Raw genomic sequence first — 25,338 nt, forward strand, 5'->3', positions numbered from 1 at the left:
GAGGGAGCACGGCATGGTGGCGACCGCCCGGCAGGAGTGCGCCGGGCAGCTGCACGACCGGGTCTCGGCCCTCGTCGACGTGGTGCTCCGGGCCCGCCGGGCGGCCGTGCCGCAGCTCGAGCGCGTGAACCCCCGCCACCGCCGGTCCGCGCTGAACCTCGTGGACTACGTGGCCGTGCGCAGCCAGGACGTCCGGGACCTGCAGCGGGACCTCAGCGGCCTGGGCATGTCCTCCCTCGGACGGATGGAGGCCGGCGTCATGAGCCACCTGGGCGCCGTGCTGGAGACCCTCCGCGTGCTCGCCGGCCGGGCGGAGGAGGACGCCGAGGCGCCCGGCCCCGAGTCCGACGAGCCCGGCGAGCCCGGAGCGGAGATCCTGCGCCGCAACACCGCGGCCCTGCTCGGCCCGGGACGGGAGGGGCGCAGCACCCGGATCATGGTCACCTTCCCGTCCGAGGCCGCCGGGGACCCCCGGCTCGTCCAGGACATGGTCCGCGCCGGGATGGACGTGGCCCGGATCAACTGCGCGCACGACGGCCCGGAGCAGTGGGCGGCCATGATCGGCCACGTCCGGGCGGCCGAGCAAGCGCTCGACCGGGAGGTCCGCGTGGCCATGGACCTCGCGGGGCCCAAGCTGCGCACCGGGCCGATCGAGCCCGGTCCGCAGGTCGAGAAGATCAAGCCCACCCGGGACAGCAGCGGCCGGGTGACCGCCCCGGCCCGGCTCTGGCTGGGCGAGGCGGACCCGGCGGTCGACGACGACGCCCCGGCCGTTCCCGTGGCCGGCGCCGCCTGGACCGCGGCCCGCATCCCGGGGGAGAGGCTGCGGCTCAAGGACGCGCGCGGCTCCGGCCGGACGCTGCGGGTGCTCGAGGCCACCGGTCCCGGTGTGCTCGTCGAGTGCTCCAAGACGGTGTACTTCGCCACGGGGCTGGCCGTGCGGGCCGAGGACGGCACGGAGGGCGTGCTCGGCGAGCTGCCCGCCGTCGAGCAGTCCCTGCGCGTGCGCACGGGGGACACCGTGGTGCTGACCCGGGACCTCACCCCCGCCCCGGTCCGGGCCGAGGGGCCCTTCCGGATCGGCTGCTCGCTGCCCGAGGTGTTCACGGACGCCCGGGAGGGGCAGCCCGCGTGGATCGACGACGGGAAGATCCGCTGCCGGATCTCCTCCGTGGGGCCCGACGAGATCGCGCTGGAGGTGCTGCAGGCCGGCCCCGGCGGCACCCGGCTCAAGGCCGGGAAAGGCATCAACCTGCCCGAGACGGACCTGCGGATCTCCGCGCTCACCGAGGAGGACCGCTCGCACCTGCCGTTCGTGGCCGAGCACGCCGACATCGTCAACATGTCCTTCGTGCGTTCGCGGGAGGATGTGACCGACCTGCTGCGGGAGCTCGACCGGATCGGCAGCACCGCCCTGGACGTCAACCTCAAGATCGAGACCGTGGGCGGCTTCGAGTCGCTGCCTCCCATGCTCCTGGAGGCCATGCGGTGGCAGGACGTGGGGGTCATGATCGCCCGCGGGGACCTGGCGGTCGAGGCCGGGTTCGAGCGGATGGCCGAAGTGCAGGAGGAGATCCTGTGGCTCTGCGAGGCGGGGCACGTCCCGGTCGTCTGGGCCACCCAGGTCCTCGAGTCCCTCGCCAAGAAGGGCCTGCCCTCCCGGGCCGAGGTCACGGACGCGGCGATGGGCCAGCGCGCCGAGTGCGTCATGCTCAACAAGGGCCCGTTCGTGGTGGACGCGATCGAAGCCCTCGACGACATCCTCGTGCGGATGGAGGGGCACGCCCGCAAGAAGTCGGACATGCTCCGCCGGCTCAACGCGTGGGCGCCGCTCGTCGAGTGAGCCGTGGAGCCGGCCGTGGACCACCCCGTGGAGCCTTCGTGGAGCCCCCGTGGAGCGGACCGCCGAGCCGGCGGTGCCGTGGCCCGTGCCACACTGGGGGCATGGCCGCACGCGACACCGCCGTTCTCCGCTTCCTCGCCGCCCCGACCGACGCCGGGCGCACCGGCACCGTGGACGGCGGACGCGTCCTCGAGTGGATCGACAAGGCCGCGTACGCGTGCGCCGTGGGCTGGTCCCGGGCCTACTGCGTCACGGCGTACGTGGGCAACATCCACTTCGACCGCCCGGTGTGCGTGGGGGACATGGTGGAGGTCTCCGCCAAGATCGTGCACACCGGCCGGTCCTCGATGCACATCCGGGTGGAGGTGGCCTCCGCCGATCCCCGCGAGCACGGGGTGACGCTCAAGGACACGTGCCTGATCATCATGGTGGCCGTGGACGGGGACGGCCGGCCCACCCCCGTCCCGCAGTGGGCGCCCGAGACGGAGCACGAACGGCAGCAGTCGGCCATCACGCAGCGGCGGATCGAGCTGCGCAACAGCATCGAGGCGCTGATGGCCGAGCAGCGCTACACGGACGAGGGCACCGCCGAGGAGACCGTGCTGCGCTTCCTCGCCGCCCCCACGGACATCAACTGGGGCGGGAAGGTGCACGGCGGCACGGCCATGCGCTGGATCGACGAGGCCGCGTACGTGTGCGGGGCCCGGTGGGCGGGCCGCCCGGTCATCGCCGTCTACGCCGGGGGCGTCCGGTTCTACCGGCCCATGCACATCGGCCACCTCGTGGAGGTCCGGGCGCGGCTCATCCACACCGCGGCCCGCGGCCTGCACATCTCCGTCAACTGCTGGTCCGGGGACCCCGCGACCGGCGAGCTCGCGCTGACGACCAACTGCCTCATGGTCATGGTCGCCCTCGACGACCAGGGGCACGCCCTGCCGGCCCGGCAGTGGCAGCCGGTCAGCCAGGAGGACCGGGACCTGGACGCGTTCGCCCGGGAGCTGGTCCGGCTGCGCGCCGAGTTCCCGGACTCCTTCCAGCGGGTCGACCCCTCCGTCTCCCGGCTGCCTGGGAGCTGACCGGGCCCCGTCCTCCGCCGACGGCGAATCCCGGGACCCGATCAGCCTGCTGTGCATATAGTGGGCCGAGACCCACCGTCCCGGCACCCCACAAGGAGAGCACGCCATGGACCTGAATCCCCTGAACAACGCGTTCGACGACGAGGGCAGGCCGAAGCCCGCCATGAACAAGCTCCTCGACACCGTGCTGCGCGTCCAGCGGCCCGTGGTCCTGGGCTTCGTCCGGAAGGAGCGCGCCGACCACCCCGACGAGACGCCCGAGGAGATCGCCAGGCGGCTCGAGAAGATCTACGTCCGGTCCGTCACCATGGGCGGCGGGGCCGTCGGCGCCACCGCGGTGGTCCCCGGCATCGGCACCGTCGCGTCCCTCGGCCTGTCCTCCTTCGCGGTGGTCGGCTACCTCGAGGCCACCGCCCTGTACGCCCAGGCGATCGCCGAGCTGCACGGGGTGCACACCGAGGACCCCGAGAAGACCCGCACCATGGTCATGGCCCTCATGCTCGGCGAGGACGGCCGCCAGGTGATGAACCAGATCCTGGCCAGCGGCACCAAGGGCAAGGGCATGATGTCGTCCTGGGGCCTGATGATGGGCAAGGACGACTCCAAGGCCTTCGACGTCAGCCGGATCATCCGCAACATGTTCGTCAAGCGCTTCCTGCTCAAGCAGACCGGAGCCGTGTTCGGCCGCGCCCTGCCGTTCGGCGTGGGCGCGATCGTCGGCGGGGGAGCGAACCTGGCCATGTCCAAGCAGGTCATCTCCGCGACCCACGAGGCGTTCGGACCGCTGCCCACGACCTTCCCCGCGGAGCTCGGCCTCGAGGAGCGGGCCCCCCGCTTCGACGACCGGAAGTCCCGGAAGGGCAAGCGGGACCGGAAGGCCGACGCGGCCCACGGCGAGATCACCGGCGAGCAGTAGGCCCCGCGCCGCGCTCCCCGCTGCACTCCCAGCACGACGACGCCCCGCGCCCCGCGGGGCGTCGTCGTCGTTCACGACAGGTCCGCCGGGGCGTGGCCCCGCGTTCACCGCGTCTCCCTAGCGTGGTCCGTGAGCGGGGCCCACCGCGCCCCGACCGACAGCCGAGGGAGCGCCGTGCGGCCGATCGTCTACGCGCACCGGGGAGCCAGCGCGGCCTTCCCGGAGCACACCCGGGCCGCCTACGTGCAGGCGCTGCTGGACGGCGCCGACGGCGTGGAGTGCGACGTCCACCTCAGCCGCGACGGCCACCTCGTCCTGCACCACGACGCCCAGCTGGGCCGCACGAGCGACGGCCGGGGCCCCGTCTCCGCCCGCACGCTGGCCGAGCTGCGCCGCCTCGACTGGACCTCCTGGAAGGGCGTGCCCATCCCGCCGGGCCACGGGGCGCCGGACCGTCAGCTGCTCACCCTGCCCGAGCTGCTGGACCTGCTGCGGGGAGCGGGACGGCCCGTGGGCCTGGCCGTGGAGACGAAGCACCCCAGCCCGTTCGGCCACCGGCTGGAGGAGGAGGTCCTGGGCCTGCTGATGCGGGAGGGCTGGGACCCCGAGACCGGGCGGCTGGACGACGTCACGGTCTCGCTCATGAGCTTCCACCCCGACGCCGTCCGGCACTTCCTGGAGACGGTGCCCGCCCGGCACGTGTGCCAGCTGGTGGAGACGACCACCCGCCGCACGGTCCGGGACAGCCTGCGCGTGGGCCGCACGGCCGCGGCGGTGCTCCACGCCGGCATGCGGTTCGTGGTGCCGCCCGCGCTGCCCGTGATCTCGGCGGGTCTCGTGGACCTGGTGGGCCCGGGACTGGGCTTCGTCAGGGCCCGCCCCGACCTGGTGCGGCAGTGGCGGGCCGAGGGGCGCGTGCTGCGGGTCTGGACGGTCGACACGGCACGGGACGTGGACCTGTGCAGCGCACTCGGCGTCCAGCAGCTCACCACGAACCGGCCGGCCGACGTGCTGCGCTGGGCGGGTGCTCCGGCCGGGGTCCCGCTCCGCGTCCCGGCAGGGGTTCCGGCCGGCGTGGCGACCGGCGCGCCGGGACCGGTGACCGCCGCGGGCCGGTCCCGGTGCGCGGCGGCGACGGTCGGGTAACAGACGGTCACGTCACCGCGCGCCGGGACGCGGCGCGCGTATGCTCGTCAGCACCGGTCCGTGTCCCCCCGCACACCGTCGCCGCTCGCCTCTCCCCCCACCACCAGGAGACGGTCATGCCCACCCCGATCCCGCCCCGCGCCCCGGACGCCGGCGCCGTGCGCGCCCCCGTGCCGGACCTCCAGGCCGAGGCCGTCCGGCTGGCCGAGCGCGTGCGCCGGGAGGTCGCCGGGGCCGTCGCGCCCGAGCGCATCGACTCGGAGCTGTCCCTGCTGAACCGGTTCGCCGAGCACGAGGACGTCGACGTCGTCGTCGGGCCCGTCCTGGCCGGGATCATCGCGGCCGCCCTGCTCTCCGCCCGCCTCACGAGCGGGCTCGTCGACCCCACCACCGGCGCGGCGGCCTGGCGGGCCCTGGACGGGCTCGCCCCGCACCCGGCACCCGGCATCGGGCGCCTCGAGCTGGACGAGTCCACCCGGCGGCTGCGCATGGGCCGCGGCACGGTGCTCGACCTCGCGCCGGTCGCCGACGCGTGGGCGGCGGACCGCATCATCCAGGTCTTCGCGCAGGCGCACCCCGGTCACGCGCTGGTCGCCGAGGTCGGCGGAGCGTGCGCCGTGGGCGGGCCGCCCGCCGCAGCCGCCGCCCTCGTGGGCGCCGCGCCGACGGCACGGACCGCGTGCTCCCGGACCGGCGTGGAGCCCGGGGTCCGGGCCGCCCTCGTCGAGCGCGGCCGGCGGGGCCTTGCCGTGGTGGAGGGCCCCGGGAGCGCCGTGGTCAACCCCGTGACCGGTGCCGCCGCGGCCAGCCCGTGGGACCGGGTCGTGGTCGCCGCACCGAGCGCGGTCGAGGCCCACGCCTACGCCCGTGCCGCCCACCTGCTGGGACGGGACGCCCCCGGCTGGGTCGCGGCGTGCGGCGCCGACGGCGAGTTCACCGGTTCCCGGCCCGGCAGCACCCTCCGGCGCCGGCTCAGGACACCGGGCTGGCCCGGGCGGGCGGGCCACGCGGCGGCCTGAGCGGCGCCGGTAGCATGACCGCATGAGAATCGTCATCGTGGGCGGCGTCGCCGGCGGGATGTCCGCGGCCACCCGTCTGCGCCGACTGCTGGAGGACGCCGAGATCACGGTGTACGAGCGCAGCGGCCACGTGTCCTTCGCCAACTGCGGCCTGCCCTACCACGTGGGCGGCGTCATCGAGGAGCGCTCCGCGCTGCTCCTGCAGACCCCGCAGTCCCTGGGCGCCCGGTTCGGCCTCGACGTCCGGGTGGGCCACGAGGTCGTCGACGTCGACCGGGACCGGCACGTGCTGCGCGTCCGGGACCTCGCCTCCGGCCGGGAGGAGGAGCGGGGCTACGACGTCCTCGTCCTCTCCCCGGGCGCCGTCCCCGTCCGCCCGCCCGTGCCCGGCATCGAGCGCGCCCTCGTCCTGCGCGACATCGAGGACACCGACGCGGTCGTGGCGGCGGTCGAGGGCGCCCGCTCCGCCGTGGTCGTCGGCGGCGGCTACGTCGGCCTCGAGGTCGCGGAGAACCTCGTCCACCGCGGCCTGCAGGTCTCCCTCGTCGAGGCCGCGCCCCAGGTCATGGCCCCCCTCGACCCCGAGATGGTCGAGCCCGTCCACGCCCTGATGCGCGAGCACGGCCTCGACCTGCGGCTGGGGACCACGGTCACCGAGGTGGGGGAGCGCACCGTGACGCTCGACGACGGCACGGAGCTGCCCGCCGACGTGGTCCTCGCCGCGGTCGGCGTCCGTCCCGACAGCACGCTGGCCCGGGCGGCGGGGCTGGAGGTCGGCGAGCGCGGCGGCATCGTCGTCGACGAGCACCTGCGCACCTCCGACCCGGACGTCTACGCCGTGGGGGACGCCGTGCAGAAGCGCGACGCCCTCGACGGGTCCGCCACGCTCGTCGCCCTGGCCAACACGGCCAACCTCCAGGGCCGGCTGGTCGCCGACGTCATCGCCGGCATGGACGTCTCCGACCGGCCGGTGCTGGGCACCTCCGTGGTCGGGGTGTTCGGCCTCACGGCCGCGGCCACGGGCTGGAACGAGAAGCGGCTGCGCGCCGCGGGCCGGCCCTACCGCGCCATCCACACGCATCCCGCGAACCACGCCGGCTACTACCCCGGGGCGGAGGGGATGACCCTCAAGCTGCTCGTGGACCCGCAGGACGACGCGATCCTCGGCGCCCAGGGCGTGGGCGGGGCGGGCGTGGACAAGCGCATCGACGTCCTCGCCACGGCCATCACCGGCGGGATCGCCGCCGCCGACCTCGCCGGGCTCGAGCTGGCCTACTCCCCGCTCTACGGCTCCGCGAAGGACCCCGTGAACATGCTCGGCTACATCGACCGCAACCACCGGGACGGGCTCGTCGAGACCGTCCAGTGGCACGAGCTGGACGACCGCCTCGCCTCCGGCGCGACCCTGCTGGACGTCCGCACCCCGGGCGAGCACACGGCGATGCCGATCCCCGGCGGGATCAACATCGAGCTCGACCGGCTCCGGGACCGTCTCGACGAGCTGCCCGAGGGCGAGATCGTGGTGCACTGCCAGGCCGGCCTGCGCGGCTACCTCGCGGCCCGCGTCCTCGCGCAGCACGGGCGGGACGTCGTCAACCTCGACGGCGGCTACCTCACCTGGGCGGCCCGGCCGGACGGCGCGGCGACGACCCCGTCCGGCGACGACGAGGACCGTGGCTCCCCGGCCGGCTGAGCGGCCCCCCGGGACGCACCGCAGCACGAGGCCCCCGCGCGGGGACGGGACCGTCCGGTTCCTGCACCGCGCGGGGGCCTCGTGCGTGCCGGACCGTCCCCGCGAGCGTTCACGAAAGGTAACACGGGGGAGATCCCCTGTCCCCGGAGCTGTGGCCGGAGCGGTCGACCGGTCGACCGTCCCCCACGGCCGTCGCGCACGGACGCAGACCCCGCGACCGGGGCCGCCGGCCCAGGACCCGCGTGATTGCAGTCGAAAACGTCTCGCGGAGCGAGATGCGGGCTGTGATCTTCACCACTGTAAACCGACCGGGCGGTCGGCATCGCCCCTGGCAGCTCCGGAGACGAACGCATCGATAACGCGGGAATAACGCCAGCGTGACGGATCCGTGAGGAGGCCATAACGCCCCGCTCCGTAGAACGGACGTGCCGGTAACACCCGGTGTCCGTGCATCGAAAGGAGTTGGACATGACCTCAGTGCCACATCGCTCTCACCGTCGCGACCAGGCCGCGGCGGCAGAGCGCGTGCTGTGGGACGAGGCTGCGGCGAAGGGAGGCCCCGCGGGAGCGCTCCCGTGGACGGAGCCCTCGACCCGAGGCGTCCGGAGCACGGAGACCAAGCCCACCCGGCTGCACCACTTCTTCGAGCGCAGTTGCGATCTGACCCCCGACGCCCAGGCGCTGCACGCCGACGGCCAGGCCTACACCTACGCGGAGCTCGACGAGCTCGCCAACCGCCTCGCCCACCTGATCGCCGGCTACGGCCTCAGCGCGGGGGACCGCGTCGGGATCCTGCTCCAGCGCTCGACGATGCTCTACGCGTCCCTCCTGGCGATCCTCAAGACGGGCGCCACCTTCGTCCCGATCGACCCGAACCTGCCCGCGGACCGCGTGCAGTTCATCGCCGAGGACTCGGACCTGTCCCTCATGCTGACCTCCGCCGAGTTCGTGGCCCTGGTCGAGGACGCGCCCGCCGACGTCGTCGACGTCGGCCGGATCGGCGAGCGGCTCGAGGAGGCTCCCGCGCACCGCCCGGCGCTCCGCCACGAGGGCGACCCCACGTGCTACATCATCTACACCTCGGGCTCGACCGGCCGCCCCAAGGGCGTCGAGGTCGCGCACTCGAGCATCTGCAACTTCATCGAGATCGTGCCCGAGGTCTACGACGTCCGCCCCGAGGACCGCGTCTACCAGGGCATGACCATCGCGTTCGACTTCTCCATCGAGGAGATCTGGCCGACCTGGGCCGTGGGCGCCTCCCTGGTGGCCGGCCCCACCGACGACGCCCGACTGGGACAGGGCCTCGCCGAGTTCCTGCAGCGCATGGAGATCTCCGTGCTCTACTGCGTGCCGACCGTCCTGGCCACCCTGGAGCACGACCTGCCCCGCATCCGCAGCATCCTGGTGGGCGGCGAGGCCTGCCCCGCCGACCTCGTGGAGCGGTGGTCCACCCCCGAGCGCCGGATGCTCAACACCTACGGCCCCACCGAAGGCACCGTGACGGCCACGTGGGGCGAGCTGGCCCCCGGACGGCCCGTGACCATCGGCAAGCCCCTGCCCACCTACGAGGTGCGGATCCTCGACGAGGAGATGAACGAGGTCCCCGACGGCGATCCGGGCGAGATCTGCATCGCCGGCCCGGGCGTGGCCCGGGGCTACGTCAACCTCCCGCACGTCACCGAGGAGCGCTTCCGCCCGCACCCGGACGGACCCCGGGCCGGGCGGATCTACCGCACCGGCGACCTGGGCCGGTTCATGCCCGACGGCGAGATCGAGTACCTCGGCCGCGCCGACAGCGAGGTGAAGATCCGCGGCCACCGCGCGGACCTGCAGGAGATCGAGAACGTGCTGCGCCGGGAGGACGCGGTGGCGGACGCCGCCGTGAAGCTCACCTCCGGCGGCGACGACGTCGTGGCGTTCCTCACCCTGCGCGCCCCGGTGCGCGACGAGCGCGCCCTCTTCGAGCTGCTCCACGACTCCGTGGTCGCGGCGCTGCCGCCGTACATGGTGCCGTCCTTCTACGAGATCCTGCCCGCGATGCCGATGATGGTCAGCGGCAAGGTGGACCGGAAGAACCTGCCGGACCCCAGCACGCCCCGCTTCGTGACGACGATGGGCCTGGTCCCGCCGCAGACGGACACCGAGTGGGGGATCACGGAGGTGTGGTCGAAGGTCTTCCGCATCCCCGAGGACCAGCTCTCCGTCGAGGCGGACTTCTTCATGGAGCTCGGCGGGCACTCGCTGCTCGCCGCGACCGCCACGTCCGAGCTGCGCCGCGCGCACCCCGACCAGGACATCTCCATCGCGGACATCTACACCTACCCGACCGTCCGGGACCTGGCGCGCCAACTGGACGCCGCCCCGGCGGTCGTCCCCGCCGCGGCCGCCCCGGACGACCGCCCCGCGCCGCTGCACCACACCAGCGGACGCGTGGCGCTGTGCGGCCTCGCGCAGGTGACGACGATGGTCCTGGCGGCCATGCTCGTCGGCTCCCCGCTCGCCGCGGTCCTGTACTCCTACGGCGGACGGTTCAGCTACGCCCTGATGTGGGACATGCTCCTCGTCGGCGTCCTGGTCTCCGTGCTCGCCCGCTTCTTCCTGCCGTTCCTCGGCTCCCGGGTGCTGGGGCGCCTCGTCAGACCCGGGCACCACGCCCTCTGGGGCAGGCAGTACTTCCTGCTGTGGTGCATCGACGGGCTGACCCGGCTCTCCCCGCTCAACCTCCTGACCGGCACCCCGATGGCGGCCGTCTACCTGCGCCTGCTGGGCGCCAGGATCGGCCCGGACGCCCACGTGGGCACCGCAGCCATCGGCCTGCCCTCGCTCGTCACCATCGGCTCCCGCGCCAGCATCGGCTACAACTCCTCCGTGCAGACCGCCCAGGTCGAGGAGGGGTGGGTGACCATCGCGCCGGTGCACATCGGCGACGACGCGTTCGTGGGCGCCAACGCCCTCCTGCAGCCCGGTGCCCGGGTCGAGGACGGTGCCCGCCTGGCCGAGCAGTCCCTGGCCTCCCGCAACCAGACGATCCCCGCCGGCGAGCACTGGCTGGGCTCCCCGGCCCGGCCCGGTGACGGCGACGACGAGCTGCTCGAGCGGATGGAGCGGCGCCCGCTGCCCAGCGGCCGCTGGCCCGCCCCGCTCGCGGCCGGGCTGCTCCTGGGCTGGATGGTCCTCGAGCTGATGCCCTTCGTCCTGGTGCTCCCGTCCTTCCTGATGATCTGGATCGCGGCCCTCGAGTTCGGCCTCCCCGCGGGGCTCGCACTCACCCCGGCGGTCGGCATCGTCTACGTGCTCACCGTGTGCGCCGTGGTCGCGGTCGGCCGGAAGATCGTCCTGCGCCGGACGCCCACCGGCATCCACCCCGTGCGCAGCGGACTGGGCGTGCGCAAGTGGATGGCCGACCAGCTGCTCTCCACCAGCCTGGAGAGCACGAACGCCCTGTACGCCACGCTGTACACCGTGCCCTGGCTGCGCGCCCTGGGCGCCAAGGTCGGTCCCCGCTCCGAGGTCTCCACGGTCGGCCACATCGACCCGGACCTCCTCACCCTCGGCGAGGGAAGCTTCGTCGCGGACATGGCCAGCGTGGGCAGCGCCGTCTACCACCACGGCCACCTGTACATGGAGCGCACCGTGGTGGGCGACCGCTCGTTCGTGGGCAACGCCGCGTTCGTGCCCTCGGGCACCCGGATGGGCGAGGACTCCCTGGTGGGCGTCGCCTCGGTGCCCCCGGCCGACGTGCCGGACGGCACGTCCTGGCTGGGCTCGCCCGCCATGTTCCTGCCGCGCCGGCAGGACAGCGGCAACTACGACGAGAGCCTCACCTACCGGCCGAAGCGCGGCAAGGTGGCGGCCCGCCTCGTCATCGAGGCGCTGCGCATCACGGTCCCGCCGGCCCTGATCGGGCTGATCGGCTACCTGGGCCTGCTCGCGTCGGTGGCCCTGGTGCCCGAGCTGACGCTGCTCGGCTTCGTCGCGGTGCTGCCGCTCATCGCGCTGGCCACCGGCCTGACCGTGGTCCTCGCCGTCGTCGTCCTGAAGTGGGCGATCGTGGGCCGGTACCGCCAGCGCGTCGAGCCGCTGTGGGACAACTTCGTCCGGCGCAGCGAGTTCGTCACCGGCGTGTACGAGTCCGCGGCGGTCCCCGCCCTCATCGGCGGTCTCGTGGGCACGCCCCTGATCGGCCCGGTCCTGCGGCTGTTCGGCGCCCAGATCGGCCGGCGGACCTACATCGGCACCACCTACCTGACCGAGTTCGACCTCGTCCACATCGGCGACGACGCAGCCGTCTCGACGGACGTGTCGCTGCAGACGCACCTCTTCGAGGACCGCGTGATGAAGATGTCCCACGTGGAGATCCTGCCCGGGGCCAGCGTCGGGGCGCGCTCGATCGTGCTCTACGACACGACGGTCGGCGCGGGCGCCTCGGTGGACGCGCTGTCACTGGTCATGAAGGGCGAGCAGCTGCTGCCGCACACCGCCTGGCGCGGCATCCCGGTGCGGTCGGCGGCGGCCGCGCTGACCTCGGGACGATGACCCGGCCATGAACGCCGAGCCGGTGTCCCCGCGACCCGTTCCCGGGTCACGGGGACACCGTTCCTCCTCCGACCGGAACGCTCCGGGCGGGCGCGCGTCAGGCGCTGCGCATGTGGCCCATCAGCTGGGTGATCTGGGGGGAGGGCGGCGCTCCGAGCTCGTCGGCCATCGTGCTGCAGAAGCTGCGGAAGGTCTGCAGGGCCGGCGCGTTGTTGCCCAGGCCCAGGTCCGCCTCGATCGAGACGCGGACCGCGCTCTCCCGCAGGGGGTCGAGGGCCCGGACGTTGTCGGCGAGCACGTGGGCCCGGTAGAAGTGCCCGTGCTCCAGGGAGAGCCGGGCGAGGTGCTCCACGGCGTTGACGTACAGGGTCCGGAGCCGGTCCTGCTCGGCCATGACCCAGCCGTCGTACCAGCCGGGCAGCAGCTGCGCGCCATCGGGGGACAGGAACCAGGGGTCCTCTTTCACGGGTTCCGTGGCGGTGGCCGCCCGGTGCAGGGACTCGCGCAGCTCGTGCAGGTCCACGGTGACCCACTCCGCCAGCGCGATGTTGTTGCCGCGGGCCCCGACGGCCCCGGGCACCTGGCGGGAGATGTTGAAGACGGTGGTGCGGAGGCTGCCCATCGCCCGCTCCGCGGTCCGGTCGGGCCACAGCAGCTCGCCGAGGAAGCGGCGCGGCTTGGGACCGAGGACGGCGAGAGCGGCCAGCAGGCGCTGCTGCCGGTGGCCCAGGGCCAGCACGGTGCCGTCGAGCTCGACCTCGACGTTGCCGAGAAGCCGCAGCCTGATCGAGTGTTCCCCATCCATTGTCATGATCCCCCACTGTCATGATCATTTTCCCCGGTGCGCCCGGCGCCTGCCTTCCCCCGAAGGCCGTGGTCCGAGCACCGTCCTCTCCGGTCCCGCGGACCAGGATCCAGGTCCGCCGCGAGAGAGGGTTCAGGCACCGATGATCCCGGGCGACGGCCCGTGAGTCAAAAGCGAACGCCCGGAGGGCGTCAAAAGCAAACGAAGAACGCCGTGGCCGGCACGCGACCCTGCTGCAGGGTGGCGCGCAGGCCCACACAGTGGTATACGACTGATCCCCGGCCGGTGGCACCGGCCGGGGCACGAGTTCAGGAGTTCTGCCGATGACCGACCAGCGACCCGTCACGGGCGTCCGCACGGACCCCCTCGGGAACATCGTCGCGCTGTGCAATCCCGCCGAGGTGTGGTCCCCGCGGTCGACCACCCGGATCATCCGGGACATCGAGAGCGGGGTCCACCTCTACTACGTCCCGGGATCGTCGGGGCAGCTGCGCGTCCGCGTGGTGTCCGCCGGGTGCGAGAAGCGGCTGTGGGCCGCTTCGGAGGACACCGTCTGCAACAACCTGCACGACCTCCCGTCCGTCTGACCTGCGCGGTCCGGTCCCCGGGTCCGCGCCGCACGGCACGGAACCGGACGGACCGCACGGCACGGGACCGGACGGACCGCACGGCACGGACGGCTGCCTGCGGCACGGGGTGCCCGAGGACGGACGCGCTCCGGCACCCCGTGCCCGGGCCCCCCGTCGTCGTGCGGGGCGCGGGCTCAGAGGAAGCGCACGAGCTCCGCCGCGATGCCCGTGTAGGTGGCCGGGGTCAGCCCGGACAGGCGCCGCTCCGCGGCCGGGGACAGGCCCAGGCCCGCCACGAACTCCTGGAGGCGCGCCGCGTCCACCCGGCGGCCCCGGGTCAGGTCCTTGAGGCGCTCGTAGGGGTTGTCCATGCCCTCGACACCGGCGATCGCCTCGGCGCGCATGACCATCTGGACCGCCTCCGCGAGGACCTCCCAGTTCGCGTCGAGATCGGCGGCCAGGACCGCCTCCGCCACGTCCAGGCGAGCGAGCCCCTTGCTCACGTTGGAGACGGCGAGCAGGGAGTGCCCGAAGGCCACCCCGATGTTGCGCTGGGACGAGGAGTCCGTGAGGTCGCGCTGCCATCGCGACGTCACGAGGGTGGCGCCGAGGGCGTCCAGCAGGGCGTTGGAGAGCTCGAGGTTCGCCTCGGCGTTCTCGAAGCGGATGGGGTTGACCTTGTGCGGCATGGTGGAGGAGCCCGTGGCGCCCTCCACCGGGACCTGCTGGAAGTAGCCGATCGAGATGTAGGACCACACGTCGGTGCAGAAGTTGTGCAGGACCCTGTTGAACCGGGCGAGGTCGGCGTAGAGCTCGGCCTGCCAGTCGTGGGACTCGATCTGGGTGGTCAGCGGGTTCCAGGTCAGGCCCAGGCCCTCCACGAACTCGCGCGAGACCACCGTCCAGTCCGCGTCCGGGACGGAGGCGTAGTGGGCGGCGTAGGTGCCCGTGGCGCCGTTGATCTTCCCCAGGTACTCGGTGCGCTCGATCCGGGACAGCTGGCGGCCCAGGCGGTGGGCGACCACCGCCATCTCCTTGCCCAGGGTGGTGGGCGTGGCGGGCTGGCCGTGGGTGCGGGAGAGCATGGGGGTCTCGGCCGCGGACCCGGCCAGCGCCGCGACGTCGGCCACGAGCGCCCGGGCGGCGGGCAGCCACACGTCGGTCGTGGCGTCCTTGACGCCCAGGGCCCAGGCCAGGTTGTTGATGTCCTCGGAGGTGCAGCCGAAGTGCACGAGGGGGACGAGGTGCTCCAGCCCCAGGGCGGGCAGCCGGCGGCCGATGTAGTACTCCACGGCCTTGACGTCGTGGACCGTCACGGCCTCGATCTCCGCGAGCTCCGCGACCGAGTCGGTGTCGAAGTCCGTGACGATCCGGCGCAGCCCGGCGGTCTGCTCCTCGGTCAGGGGCGCGAGGCCCGGCAGCACCGACCGCTCGGCGAGGTGCACGAACCACTCGACCTCCACGTGCACGCGGTTGCGGTTGAGGGCGGCCTCGGAGAGGTGGTCGACCAGCGGCGCGACCACGGGCTGGTAGCGGCCGTCGAGGGGCCCCAGCGCGACGGGCGGGACGGCGGCGGCGAGCGCCGCGCGCCCTGAGGACAGGATGCGATCGGTGTTGGGCATGGGCACATTCTTCCACGGCGCCCGCGCGCCCCCGGGCGGACGAATTGTCGTCCGCCGCCAACTTTCGCGGAACCCGGTTGTAGCTTTCGCCCCGAAAAGCAGCGGGTCGTCCGGAGGGGCGTCATCCACCGGGAGAACCCCGGGGGTGCGGGGATAGCATGACCTCCATGAGTACCAGCGACGCTACCCGCACCCTGGCCGGCACCGCCCCGGCCTCGGGCCCGGCCACCGCCACCACCCCGGCGGTCCGGCCGCGCCCGGCTCTGTCCCGACTTCCCCGCTACGCGGCCGGCAAGCCTCCGGTCGTGGTGGACGGGCTCGTCTCCTACAAGCTGTCCTCCAACGAGAACCCGTTCGGGCCCGTGCCCGCCGTCAAGGAGGTCCTGGCCGACTGGGACGCGGTGCACCGCTATCCCGAGACGACCTCCGCGGAGCTGCGGGAGGTCCTCGGCGAGTTCCTCGGCGTGCCCGCCGAGGACATCGTCACCGGCGCCGGCAGCCTCGGCGCTCTCAACCAGCTGCTCGGCGCCTTCGTGGGCGCCGGCGAGGACGGCACCCCGGACGAGGTGGTGCACGCCTGGCGCTCCTTCGAGGCCTATCCGATCAGCATCGGGCTCTCCGGCGGACTGGGTGTCCCGGTCCCGAACCGCCGGGACGGCTCCCACGACCTCGAGGCCATGGCCGCCGCGGTCACCGGGCGGACGAAGGTCGTGCTGCTGTGCACGCCGAACAACCCGACGGGCCCCAGCCTCACCACCGCGCAGGTCGAGGAGTTCCTCGCCGCCGTGCCGCGCGACGTCGTCGTGGTGATCGACGAGGCGTACCACGAGTTCCAGCGCCGCGTCGACCTCGTCAACGGCGTCGACCTGTACCGCCGGCACCCCAACGTCGTCGTGCTGCGGACGTTCTCCAAGGCGCACGGGCTGGCCGGCCTGCGGATCGGCTACTCCGTGGCCGGCCAGGAGATCACCCAGTACCTGCGCCAGGCGTCCCCCGCGTTCTCCGTGACCGACCTCGCCCAGCGGGCGGCGATCGCGTCGGTGCGCCACTACGACCAGGTGGCCGAGCGCGTCCAGAGGGTCGTCGACGAGCGGGCGCGGGTCCTCGCCGGGCTCGACGAGCTCGGCTGGCCGTACCCGCAGACGCAGGCCAACTTCGTCTGGCTGAACCTGGGGGAGCACAGCGGGGGCTTCGCCGAGCTGTGCGACGCCCACGCCCTATCCGTGCGACGCTTCGGCGCCGAGGGCGTGCGCGTGACCATCGGGGAGCCGGAGGCCAACACCCGGTTCCTGGAGCTGTGCGCGCAGTTCCCCCACCCGCCCGTGCTCTGATCCGCGGCCGCGCCGGCCCGGCTCCCTCCCGAGCAACCCGAAAGGACGTCCTGCCCATGGATGCCGCTCCATCGTCCCCGGCCGACCCCGTGCCGGCCCGCACCGTGCCGACACCGGAGGTGCGCACGCGCCTGGTGCGGCTCCTCGACCGGGACGGCCGCCTGAGCGAGGACCCGGTCCTGTCCCCGTACGTGCGCGACATCGGCGCCGGGGAGCTGCGCGAGCTGTACCGCTCGATGGCGCTGGCCCGGCGCTTCGACGAGGAGGCGACCAACCTCCAGCGGCAGGGGCAGCTGGTGCTGTGGGCGCCGATGCGCGGGCAGGAGGCCGCCCAGGTGGGCTCCGCCCGCGCGCTGCGCCCGGCCGACCACGTGTTCCCGACGTACCGCGAGCACGCGGTGGCCATCGAGCGGGGCGTCGAGCCCGCGGAGCTGCTCACCGTGTTCCGCGGGCACAGCGCCGGTGGCTGGCGGCCGAGCCGGCACCACATGAACGTCTACTCGATCGTGCTCGGCTGCCAGGTCCCGCACGCCGTGGGCTACGCCATGGGCATCGACCTGGACCGGCGGACGGCCGAGGCGGAGGGCCGTGAGGCCGAGCCGGCGGCCGCGGTCGTCTACTTCGGGGACGGCACCTCCACCCAGGGCGAGGTCCACGAGGGCATGGTCTTCGCCGCGTCCTACGACGCCCCGGTGGTCTTCTTCGTGCAGAACAACCAGTGGGCCATCTCGGTGCCCTTCAGCACCCAGTCCCGCGTGCCCCTGGCCGAGCGTGCCGCGGGGTACGGCTTCGAGGGGATCCGCGTGGACGGCAACGACGTCCTCGCGGTCCTGGCGGCCTCGCGGTACGCGCTCGAGAAGGCCCGGGCCGGCCAGGGCCCCGTGCTCGTGGAGGCCGAGACCTACCGGCTCGGCGCCCACACCACCGCGGACGACCCCACGAAGTACCGCCGGCGGGAGGACGAGCACCACTGGAGCGAGCTCGACCCGCTGCTCCGTCTCGAGGCGCACCTGCGCGAGGCCCACGGCACCGGCGACGACTTCTTCGCCGACGTCGCGGCCGACGCCCAGGCGTTCGCCGACCAGGCCCGCGCCCTCGTGCTGGCCATGGACCCGCCGGCGTTCGAGGACTTCTTCGACCGGCCCTACGCCGAGCCCCACTCCCTCGTGGAGGAGGAGCGCGCCTGGTACGCGGCCTACCAGGCCGGCTTCGACGACACCGACACCCGCACCGACGACGACGCCGCCGGGCCGGGCACCGCCGGGCCGGACCGGGGCACGCAGGCCGCGGGACTGACCGTGGCCGCCGACCCCGTGGCCGGGGCCCCCGACCCGCGGACCGCCGGCACCCAGGAGGACCTCGCATGAGCACCGCCCCCGACCTGACGATCGCGAAGGCGGTCAACGCGGGCCTGCGCCGGGCCATGGAGGAGAACCCCCGGGTGCTGCTCATGGGCGAGGACATCGGCTCCCTGGGCGGCGTCTACCGCGTCACCGAGGGGCTCAAGGCGGACTTCGGCGCCCACCGGGTGATGGACACCCCGCTGGGGGAGGCCGGGATCGTGGGCACCGCCATCGGGCTCGCCCTGCGCGGCTACCGGCCCGTGTGCGAGATCCAGTTCGACGGCTTCTCCTTCCCGGCGTTCAACCAGATCACCACGCAGCTGGCGAAGATGCGCAACCGCACCAACGGGGACGTCACCGTCCCGGTGACGATCCGCATCCCGTACGGCGGGGTCATCGGCTCGGTGGAGCACCACTCGGAGTCCCCCGAGGCCCTGTTCGCGCACACGGCGGGTCTGCGCATCGTCACGCCGTCCAACGCCCAGGACGCCTACTGGATGACCCAGCAGGCCATCGCGTGCGAGGACCCCGTCATCGTCTTCGAGCCCAAGCGGCGGTACTGGCTCAAGGGCGCGGTGGACGTCGAGCGCCCGACCGCCGACCCGTTCTCCGCGCAGGTCGTCCGCCCGGGCGAGGACGCCACCGTGGTGGCCTGGGGTCCCCTCGTGCCCGTCGCGCTCGCGGCGGCGGAGGCCGCTGAGGAGGACGGCCGCAGCGTCGAGGTGATCGACCTGCGCTCGCTGTCGCCCATCGACTTCGACACCCTCGAGGACTCCGTGCGACGGACCGGCCGCCTCGTCGTCGCCCACGAGGCCCCGACCTTCGGCGGTCTCGGCGGGGAGATCGCCGCCCGCCTCACCGAGCGGGCCTTCTACTCCCTCGAGGCACCGGTGCTGCGGGTGGGCGCCTTCCACCTGCCGTACCCGGTGGCCGCCGTCGAGGACCGGTACGTGCCGGACCTCGACCGGATCCTCGAGGCCCTGGACCGGTCCTTCGCCTACTGATTCCGCCGACCCGGTCGCCGGACCCCGGGTCGGCGGCACCGCCGCCGACCCGGGTGCCGCGCGAGAGAGGAAGTACTGACATGCCCCAGATCTTTAACCTGCCCGACGTCGGCGAGGGCCTGACCGAGGCGGAGATCCTCGCGTGGAAGGTCGCACCCGGGGAGACCGTCACGGTCAACCAGGTGCTCGTCGAGATCGAGACCGCGAAGTCCGTGGTCGAGCTGCCGTCCCCGTACGCCGGCACCGTCCTGGACCTGCTGGCCGCCGAGGGCAGCACGGTCGAGGTCGGCACCCCCATCATCGCCGTGGGCTCCCCGGGCGAGTCACCGGAACCCGCGCCGGCCTCCGGTGTCCCCGGGGTGCTGGGGGAGGGCGGGGCGCCGGGCGCCGGTGCGGACCGACCGCTCGTCGGCTCCGGGCCCAAGGCCGACCCGGTGCGCCGGCGCCGCCGGGCGGCCCAGCCCCCGGCGCCCGAGGCCGAGCCGGAGTCCCCGCGTCCGGCGGGCTGGACGGAGAAGCTGTCCCGGGGCCCACTGGGGGGTGGGATCGGCACGGCGGCCCAGGGCATCGCCGGGCGCGCCGCCCGGCTGGCCGAGGACAGCGGCGTCTGGCGCCGGCCCGCTCGGGGCGAGGGACCGGCGCCCACGGCGGTCGAGAGCGTCCCGCGCCGACCCGCGCTGGCGAAGCCTCCCGTGCGGAAGGCCGCACGGGACCTGGGCGTCGACCTCGCCGACGTTCCCGCCACCGGCGCCGCCGGGCAGATCACCAAGCAGGACCTGCTGGCCCACGTGGCGCGGCTCGGCGAGGCCGGGGAGCGGCGCCGCCCCGCGGCCCCGGAGGAGCGGATCGAGCGGATCCCCGTCAAGGGCGTGCGGAAGGCCACGGCGCAGAACATGGTGCGCAGCGCGTTCAGCGCCCCGCACGCCTCGGTCTTCGTGGAGGTCGACGCCACGCGCACCATGGAGTTCGTCCAGCGGCTCAAGTCCGCCCCGGACTACGAGGGCGTCAAGGTCACGCCCCTGCTGGTGCTCGCGAAGGCCGTCCTGTGGGCCGCGGCCCGCAACCCGATGGTCAACGCGACGTGGACGGACGAGGAGATCCTCGTCAAGCACTTCGTCAACCTGGGCATCGCGGCGGCCACGCCGCGCGGGCTCATGGTCCCGAACGTCAAGGACGCCCAGGACCTCTCGCTGCGCGAGCTGGCCGTGGCCCTCGATGAGCTCTCGCGGACCGCCCGGGCGGGACGGACCCAGCCGGCGGACATGCAGGGCGGCACCCTGACCGTGACCAACATCGGGGCTCTCGGCCTCGACACCGGCACGCCGATCATCAACCCCGGCGAGGTGGCGATCATCGCGTTCGGGAGCATCAAGCAGAAGCCGTGGGTCGTGGACGGCGCCGTGGTGCCCCGCTGGGTGACCACGCTGGGCGGCTCCTTCGACCACCGCGTGGTCGACGGGGACCTCGCGGCCCGCTTCACCGCGGACGTCGCCCGGATCCTCGAGGAGCCGGCGCTGCTGGTGGAGTGAGCCCCGGCCCGTGCGGTCCGCGGCACGGCAACGGCCCCGCACCGATCGGTGCGGGGCCGTGTGCTGCGTCGTCGACGCGCGTGCCGCCACGTCCTGTGGCTCTCCCCGCCGGGCCGTGGCCCGACGCCGCACCGACGTGGAACAGGGCGGTTGCTTCCCGTGCCCGGCGTCCCATCTGCTGCGGACCCGTGATTGAAATCCCCCCAGACACAATCACACATCTCATTCACGATGGATCACTCGTGCGACGCCGGCCGCGGTGGCAACCTGCCCGTCGGTCCCCGGCACTGCTGCCGGAGACCTGTCCCCCCACGCCCGGAGCGCCGCCTCAGTGCGACCTCCTGACGTCCAGGACTGGGACCAGTATTGCGGAGGTCTGGACAAAAGTCTGTCCCCCGAAGTGCGCATGACGGGGCATGACCGCGGTCGGGCGGGCCACGCCGCCCGTAGGCTGGGCGCATGCCTGCGCACCTGCCGCCCCGTCCCTCGGCACGCTCCGCGGTGCCGCCGTTCCGGGTGATGGAGATCCTCGCCGACGTCGAGCGCCTGCGGGCCGCCGGCCGGGACGTCGTCTCGCTCTGCGCGGGCGAGCCCTCCGGCGGCGCCCCGGGCCCCGTGGCGCGGGCGGCCGCCCGGGTGCACGCCCGCAACGAGGGGCTGGGCTACACCCCCGCCCTCGGGATCGAGCCGTTGCGCCGGGCGGTGGCCGGCCACTACGCCCGGTGGTACGGACTCGACGTCCGTCCCGAGGACGTCGCGATCACCACGGGGGCCTCGGGGGCGCTCGTGCTCTCCTTCCTGGCGGCGTTCGACGCGGGGGACCGGGTGGCGGTGTGCCGCCCGGGCTACCCGGCCTACCGCAACACCCTGGCCGCCCTGGGCGCCGACGTGGTGGAGCTCGACTGCGGGGCGGCGACCCGCTTCCAGCCCACGCCCGGGATGCTCGACGCCGCGGTCGCCGCGCACGGGCCGCTGCAGGGCCTGGTGGTGGCGGGTCCGGCGAACCCGACCGGCACCGTGCTGGAGCCCGCGGAGCTGGCGGCGCTGGCCCGGTGGTGCGCCGCGCACGGCACGCGCCTGATCAGCGACGAGATCTACCACGGGATCGTGCACACCGCCCCGAAGGACGGTGCTCCCCGCGACGGCGGGCCGTACCGGGGCACCAGCGCGTGGGAGCACGACCGCGACGCCGTGGTGATCTCCTCCTTCTCCAAGTACTGGGGCATGACGGGATGGCGGCTGGGCTGGGCCCTGCTGCCCCGGGACCTCGCGGCCGCGGTCGACGCGCTGGCCGGCAACCTCAGTCTCTGCCCGCCCGCCGCCGCGCAGCTCGCCGCCGTGGAGGCCTTCACCCCGGACGCCTGCGCCGAGGCGGACCGGGCGGTGGAGCAGTTCGCCCGGTCCCGGAGCCTGCTCCTGGACGCGCTCCCCGCGCTCCGGTGGGGGGAGGTCGCGCCGGCGGACGGGGCGTTCTACCTCTACGCCGACCTCGGGGAGCAGCTCGAGCGGCACGGCAGCTCCCTGGAGTGGTGCCGGCGGCTGCTGGAGGCGGAGGCCGTTGCCGTGGTGCCGGGCCTGGACTTCGACGCCGCGCGAGGCCACCGCACGGTCCGGCTGTCCTTCGCCGCGGGGCCCGACCGGGTGGAGGAGGCCCTCACCCGGATCCTCCGGTTCCAGTCGCGGCTCTGAAGCACCCGGCCAGGTGCCCGGGGAGCACCCCGGTGCGGAGCAGGAACCGGTGCGCTGTGGTGCGACCCACGAACACGAGTCCCAGCTCCTTGAGCCGCGCGGCCAGATGGTCCCCCTCCGGGGAGCGGCGGGACTCCTCCAGCACGGTCGGCGGCGGCTCGGCGACGCCCGGCCGGAGGTCCCCGACCTGCTCCGCCCAGTTCTCGGACCCGAGTCCGCGGCAGGCGCGGGCGTTGTGCACCACGGCCTCGATCTTGACCCGGTTGCGGATGACCGCGGGATCCAGGAGCAGCTCGTCGACGTCGTCCTCCGTCATCCGGGCGATCTCCTCGGGGACGAAGCCCCGCAGCGCCCGGCGCAGACCCTCCCGGCGCTGGGCGATGCTCCAGCGGGCCAGGCCCGCCTGGAAGATCTCCAGGCTGAGGGCCTCGAACCAGCCGGCGGAGTCCGCGGGCAGTGCGCCCCAGCGCCGGTCGTGCTCCTCGAGGGCGGCCGGGCCCGTGGGGGCCCAGGGGCAGCGGCGCAGGCCGTCCCCGCAGAGCACGGCACGGAAGGCGTCGGCGGGTGAGCAGGGGTCGGCGGGCGGGCGGTCGTCGGTGTCGGGCGAGTGCCGGGCGTCGCCCCGGACGGCGGTGTCGGGCGGGCGGTCGTCGGTGCCCGGGGAACGGTGGTCGGCGGGCGGGCGGCCGCCGTCGGGGGAGGAGCGGTCGTCGGCGGGGTGCGGGTCGTGCCCGGCGGAAGCGGTGTCCATGGGGCCACGGTAGGAACGCCGGGACGGCGGGCCGGGGGGCGCGCGGCCCCCTGTGGACGGTGCCGACCGTGCCCGGGGCGCCGGCTCGCGGGTGCAGTGCGGGCGCCCGCACCGTGCGCGGTGCAGCCGGTCAGAACCGGGAGACCTCGCCCGTGGTGTCGGCGATCTCGATGGCCACGGGCTCCTCGTCCCCGGCGTTGCCGTCGTGCACGATGAACACCGCGGCGGGCTCTCCCTCCGGGAAGGCGCGGATCGTGACCGACCCCGAGGTCGCGGCGTTGAGCACCTCCATGGCCTGGCGGGTGGCCGCGCGCAGCACCGCCGTGGGCAGGGGCTTGCCCCGTTCGTCCAGGATGTCCACCAGCACGCCCCGGGCCCGCGCCGCCCGCGTGACCTCGAGCAGGTAGGGGGTGGCGATCGAGCGGCCCCGGATCGAGTCCCGCAGCTGGGCCTCGGTCAGCCGGAACTGCTCGATCTCGTACTCGGAGACCGGGGAGGGGTCGTGCGCGATCCGCTCGAGCAGCCCGCCCGCGAGGCGGCGCACCTCGTGCACGCGCTGCACGGAGGCGTTGACCGTGTCCTGCTCGGCCTCGTCGTGGGAGCGCGCCGAGATCACCATGTCCCGGGCCTCGGCGAACGCGGCGGAGGCGCGGTCGTACTCCCGGGCGATGAGCTGGCTCGCGAGCAGCAGGGCCGCGGCCGCCGCGTTCGTCAGCGCCGCGTCCCACAGGCCCAGGGCGGAGCGGGCGCCCCACGTCATGGACACGGCGACCGCGATGACGAGCGTGGCCCAGCCCCACCCGGCGCGGCGCCGGATGCCGAGGACCACGAGAAAGCCGTCGAAGCCCAGCGTGAACCACTGGCCGCCGAACAGCTCCGCCTGGGGGTTCAGCGCGTCGTAGGAGCGCTGGATCGACACCAGCATGAGGAGCACGCCCAGGGCCGCGGGCAGGTCCGGCAGGCGGCGCTGCCCGTACGGGTACACGACCAGCGCCACCGCGATCACATAGGTCATGAGCGCGGCCTGCATGAGGTCCGGCTTGTCCATGCTCTTCGTCTGCAGGATCCCGAGCACCACGGGGATCAGGAAGAACACCGCGGCGGCCACCAGGCTCAGGGGATGGAAGAGCGTGCGGGAGATCACGGTTGCGCGTCCCGGGGCCAGAGGATCGTGACGCGGGTGCCCCGGCCCGGTGCGCTGTCGACGTCCACCGCGCCGCCCACGTGGCGCACGTTGCCCAGGATGGACACGCGCACCCCGAGCCGCCGGGAGTCGATGCTGCGGACCTGGAAGCCGCGGCCGCGGTCCACCACCTGGAAGCGCAGGAAGAAGCCCTCGGGGTTGAGGGGGGTGGGCGGGCACACGCCGCCGTCCATGGTCACGAAGGTGACCTCCGTGCCGGCGTGGCGGGCGCTGTTGGAGACCGCCTCGGTGACCGCCTGCACGAGCGCCTGCGCCGTCTCCACGGGGATGAGGGGCCGCGGCTGGCCGGGGGGCCTGATGTAGGGGGTGATGCTGTTGAAGCGCACGCGGTTGCGCCACGGGGACAGGGACTCGAGCAGGTCGTCCAGCAGGGTGTGCACCATGGTGGTGCCCTTGCCCTCGGCGCGGCGCTCCTCGAAGGCGAGGACCTCCAGGGCCCGCTGGGCCAGCTCCCGGGTGCGCCGCTGGACGGGCCCCGGGGCCCGTCCGGCGTCGAGCAGGGCGGCCATGACGTTGTCGTGGATCAGGCGGTCCAGCCGCTCCTGCTCCTCGGCCTGGGAGCGGGAGCGGTTCAGCTGCAGCTCCTGCGCGATCGCGGCCGCGTAGACCTGGTCCGCGTTCTGCCCGCCCTTGTAGACCAGGCTGATCAGCACCACGAGGACCACGCCGAAGGCGATCCGACTCGTGGCGTCGAACAGCACGCCCATCACGTCCGCCGACTCCGTGGTGCGCACCATGACCAGGACGTAGAAGACCGTGACGGACGCCAGGTAGGCCACGGCCAGCTCGATGCTCCACGCGACCACGGTGGCGGCGGCCGCGAGCAGGATGAACGGCTCCACCCACGGGTCCTGCGGCGGAGGGGCGCCCGTCCAGGCGAGCGGGAGGGTCAGGACCGCGAGCGCCACGAGCACCGGGGCCGCGAGCACCGGCCACATCCGCACCTGCCGCCTGACGCCCTGGAGGAGCATGGCGCCACCGTTGGCCAGGAGCGCCAGCAGGAACACCAGGTGCCACCGCTCGAAGGCGCGCAGCTGGTCCCCGACGATGGTGAGGGCTTCCAGGGACAGCGCGACGACGACCAGCCCGTGGCAGATGTTCGCGAGCAGGTGGATGCGGTAGGAGTTCATCCCCAGCTCCTGCGGCGAGGTCGGCACCAGGAGGTTGCTGCGGCGCCTTCGGGCGGGGACCTTCCGGTAGGCGAGCGGGGGCCCGGGCGCGGCGTGGCTCACGGAGCGGTGGTCCTCACCGCGGCGAGGGGC

Annotated in this window: 18 protein-coding genes; 13 read left to right on the top strand and 5 right to left on the bottom strand. The window is 74.0% G+C overall.

Annotated elements, in window-relative coordinates; translation table 11 throughout:
- Positions 1-13: 13 nt before the first annotated feature.
- From ACFYE3_RS01525 to ACFYE3_RS01555, 7 genes are all read left to right on the top strand, one after another.
- Positions 14-1,843: a pyruvate kinase gene (locus tag ACFYE3_RS01525; protein ID WP_387605442.1), complete on the top strand. Its 1,830-nt coding sequence runs from the start codon at positions 14-16 to the stop codon at positions 1,841-1,843.
- 101 nt (positions 1,844-1,944) lie between these two features.
- Positions 1,945-2,919, top strand: coding sequence for an acyl-CoA thioesterase (locus tag ACFYE3_RS01530; protein WP_344124375.1), 975 nt, complete (start codon positions 1,945-1,947; stop codon positions 2,917-2,919).
- Positions 2,920-3,025: 106 nt separating this feature from the next.
- Complete coding sequence (locus tag ACFYE3_RS01535; protein ID WP_387605440.1) at positions 3,026-3,835, top strand: di- and tripeptidase; 810 nt, start codon at positions 3,026-3,028, stop codon at positions 3,833-3,835.
- 129 nt (positions 3,836-3,964) lie between these two features.
- Positions 3,965-4,981, top strand: a complete 1,017-nt coding sequence (locus ACFYE3_RS01540; RefSeq protein ID WP_387605437.1) for a glycerophosphodiester phosphodiesterase — start codon at positions 3,965-3,967, stop codon at positions 4,979-4,981.
- Positions 4,982-5,097: 116 nt separating this feature from the next.
- Positions 5,098-6,000: an FAD:protein FMN transferase gene (locus ACFYE3_RS01545; RefSeq protein WP_387605435.1), complete on the top strand. Its 903-nt coding sequence runs from the start codon at positions 5,098-5,100 to the stop codon at positions 5,998-6,000.
- A gap of 22 nt (positions 6,001-6,022) precedes the next feature.
- Positions 6,023-7,693 carry an FAD-dependent oxidoreductase gene (locus ACFYE3_RS01550; RefSeq protein ID WP_387605432.1) on the top strand — a complete coding sequence of 557 codons (1,671 nt, stop codon included), beginning with the start codon at positions 6,023-6,025 and terminating at the stop codon, positions 7,691-7,693.
- A gap of 468 nt (positions 7,694-8,161) precedes the next feature.
- The gene (locus ACFYE3_RS01555) at positions 8,162-12,229 is read left to right on the top strand and encodes a Pls/PosA family non-ribosomal peptide synthetase (RefSeq protein WP_387605429.1); all 4,068 of its coding nucleotides are present in this window, start codon (positions 8,162-8,164) and stop codon (positions 12,227-12,229) included.
- Positions 12,230-12,326: 97 nt separating this feature from the next.
- Here the strand turns inward: ACFYE3_RS01555 and ACFYE3_RS01560 are convergent, their stop codons facing one another.
- Entirely contained in the window at positions 12,327-13,034 is a 708-nt protein-coding gene (locus ACFYE3_RS01560) for an AfsR/SARP family transcriptional regulator (RefSeq protein ID WP_387605427.1), read from the bottom strand.
- 323 nt (positions 13,035-13,357) lie between these two features.
- Here ACFYE3_RS01560 and ACFYE3_RS01565 point away from each other — a divergent pair, with 323 nt between their 5' ends.
- Positions 13,358-13,621: a hypothetical protein gene (locus tag ACFYE3_RS01565; protein ID WP_387605426.1), complete on the top strand. Its 264-nt coding sequence runs from the start codon at positions 13,358-13,360 to the stop codon at positions 13,619-13,621.
- A 176-nt stretch (positions 13,622-13,797) separates the two neighbouring features.
- Here ACFYE3_RS01565 and purB read toward each other — a convergent pair whose 3' ends face one another.
- Positions 13,798-15,225 carry an adenylosuccinate lyase gene (gene purB / locus ACFYE3_RS01570; RefSeq protein ID WP_387605424.1) on the bottom strand — a complete coding sequence of 476 codons (1,428 nt, stop codon included), beginning with the start codon at positions 15,223-15,225 and terminating at the stop codon, positions 13,798-13,800.
- Between the two features lie 167 nt (positions 15,226-15,392).
- On the opposite strand from purB, the gene ACFYE3_RS01575 reads away from it, so the two are divergent.
- The 5 genes from ACFYE3_RS01575 to ACFYE3_RS01595 all read left to right on the top strand — a co-directional run bounded on the left by ACFYE3_RS01575 (position 15,393) and on the right by ACFYE3_RS01595 (position 22,121).
- A complete protein-coding gene (locus tag ACFYE3_RS01575) occupies positions 15,393-16,556 on the top strand; it encodes a histidinol-phosphate transaminase (protein WP_387605422.1) in 1,164 nt (387 codons plus the stop codon).
- 56 nt (positions 16,557-16,612) lie between these two features.
- Complete coding sequence (locus ACFYE3_RS01580) at positions 16,613-17,923, top strand: thiamine pyrophosphate-dependent enzyme (protein ID WP_387605421.1); 1,311 nt, start codon at positions 16,613-16,615, stop codon at positions 17,921-17,923.
- Complete coding sequence (locus ACFYE3_RS01585; protein WP_368830676.1) at positions 17,920-18,903, top strand: alpha-ketoacid dehydrogenase subunit beta; 984 nt, start codon at positions 17,920-17,922, stop codon at positions 18,901-18,903. The genes ACFYE3_RS01580 and ACFYE3_RS01585 overlap by 4 nt, the downstream gene beginning before the upstream one ends.
- Positions 18,904-18,983: 80 nt before the next feature.
- On the top strand, positions 18,984-20,432 hold the full coding sequence (locus tag ACFYE3_RS01590) for a dihydrolipoamide acetyltransferase family protein (protein WP_387605418.1): 1,449 nt from the start codon (positions 18,984-18,986) through the stop codon (positions 20,430-20,432).
- 459 nt (positions 20,433-20,891) lie between these two features.
- Entirely contained in the window at positions 20,892-22,121 is a 1,230-nt protein-coding gene (locus ACFYE3_RS01595) for an aminotransferase class I/II-fold pyridoxal phosphate-dependent enzyme (RefSeq protein WP_387605416.1), read from the top strand.
- On the opposite strand, the gene ACFYE3_RS01600 is transcribed toward ACFYE3_RS01595, so the two are convergent.
- The 3 genes from ACFYE3_RS01600 to ACFYE3_RS01610 all read right to left on the bottom strand — a co-directional run bounded on the left by ACFYE3_RS01600 (position 22,087) and on the right by ACFYE3_RS01610 (position 25,308).
- On the bottom strand, positions 22,087-22,872 hold the full coding sequence (locus ACFYE3_RS01600; RefSeq protein WP_387605414.1) for a DNA-3-methyladenine glycosylase I: 786 nt from the start codon (positions 22,870-22,872) through the stop codon (positions 22,087-22,089). The two genes, ACFYE3_RS01595 and ACFYE3_RS01600, sit on opposite strands and share 35 nt — an antisense overlap.
- A 130-nt stretch (positions 22,873-23,002) precedes the next feature.
- Positions 23,003-24,016, bottom strand: coding sequence for a hypothetical protein (locus tag ACFYE3_RS01605; protein WP_387605411.1), 1,014 nt, complete (start codon positions 24,014-24,016; stop codon positions 23,003-23,005).
- Positions 24,013-25,308 (bottom strand): sensor histidine kinase, encoded by a 1,296-nt coding sequence (locus ACFYE3_RS01610; protein WP_387605409.1) that lies wholly within the window; start codon positions 25,306-25,308, stop codon positions 24,013-24,015. The genes ACFYE3_RS01605 and ACFYE3_RS01610 overlap by 4 nt, the downstream gene beginning before the upstream one ends.
- Positions 25,309-25,338: the final 30 nt, after the last annotated feature.

The organism is Kocuria arenosa, assembly GCF_042879215.1.
Classification (GTDB): domain Bacteria; phylum Actinomycetota; class Actinomycetes; order Actinomycetales; family Micrococcaceae; genus Kocuria; species Kocuria arenosa.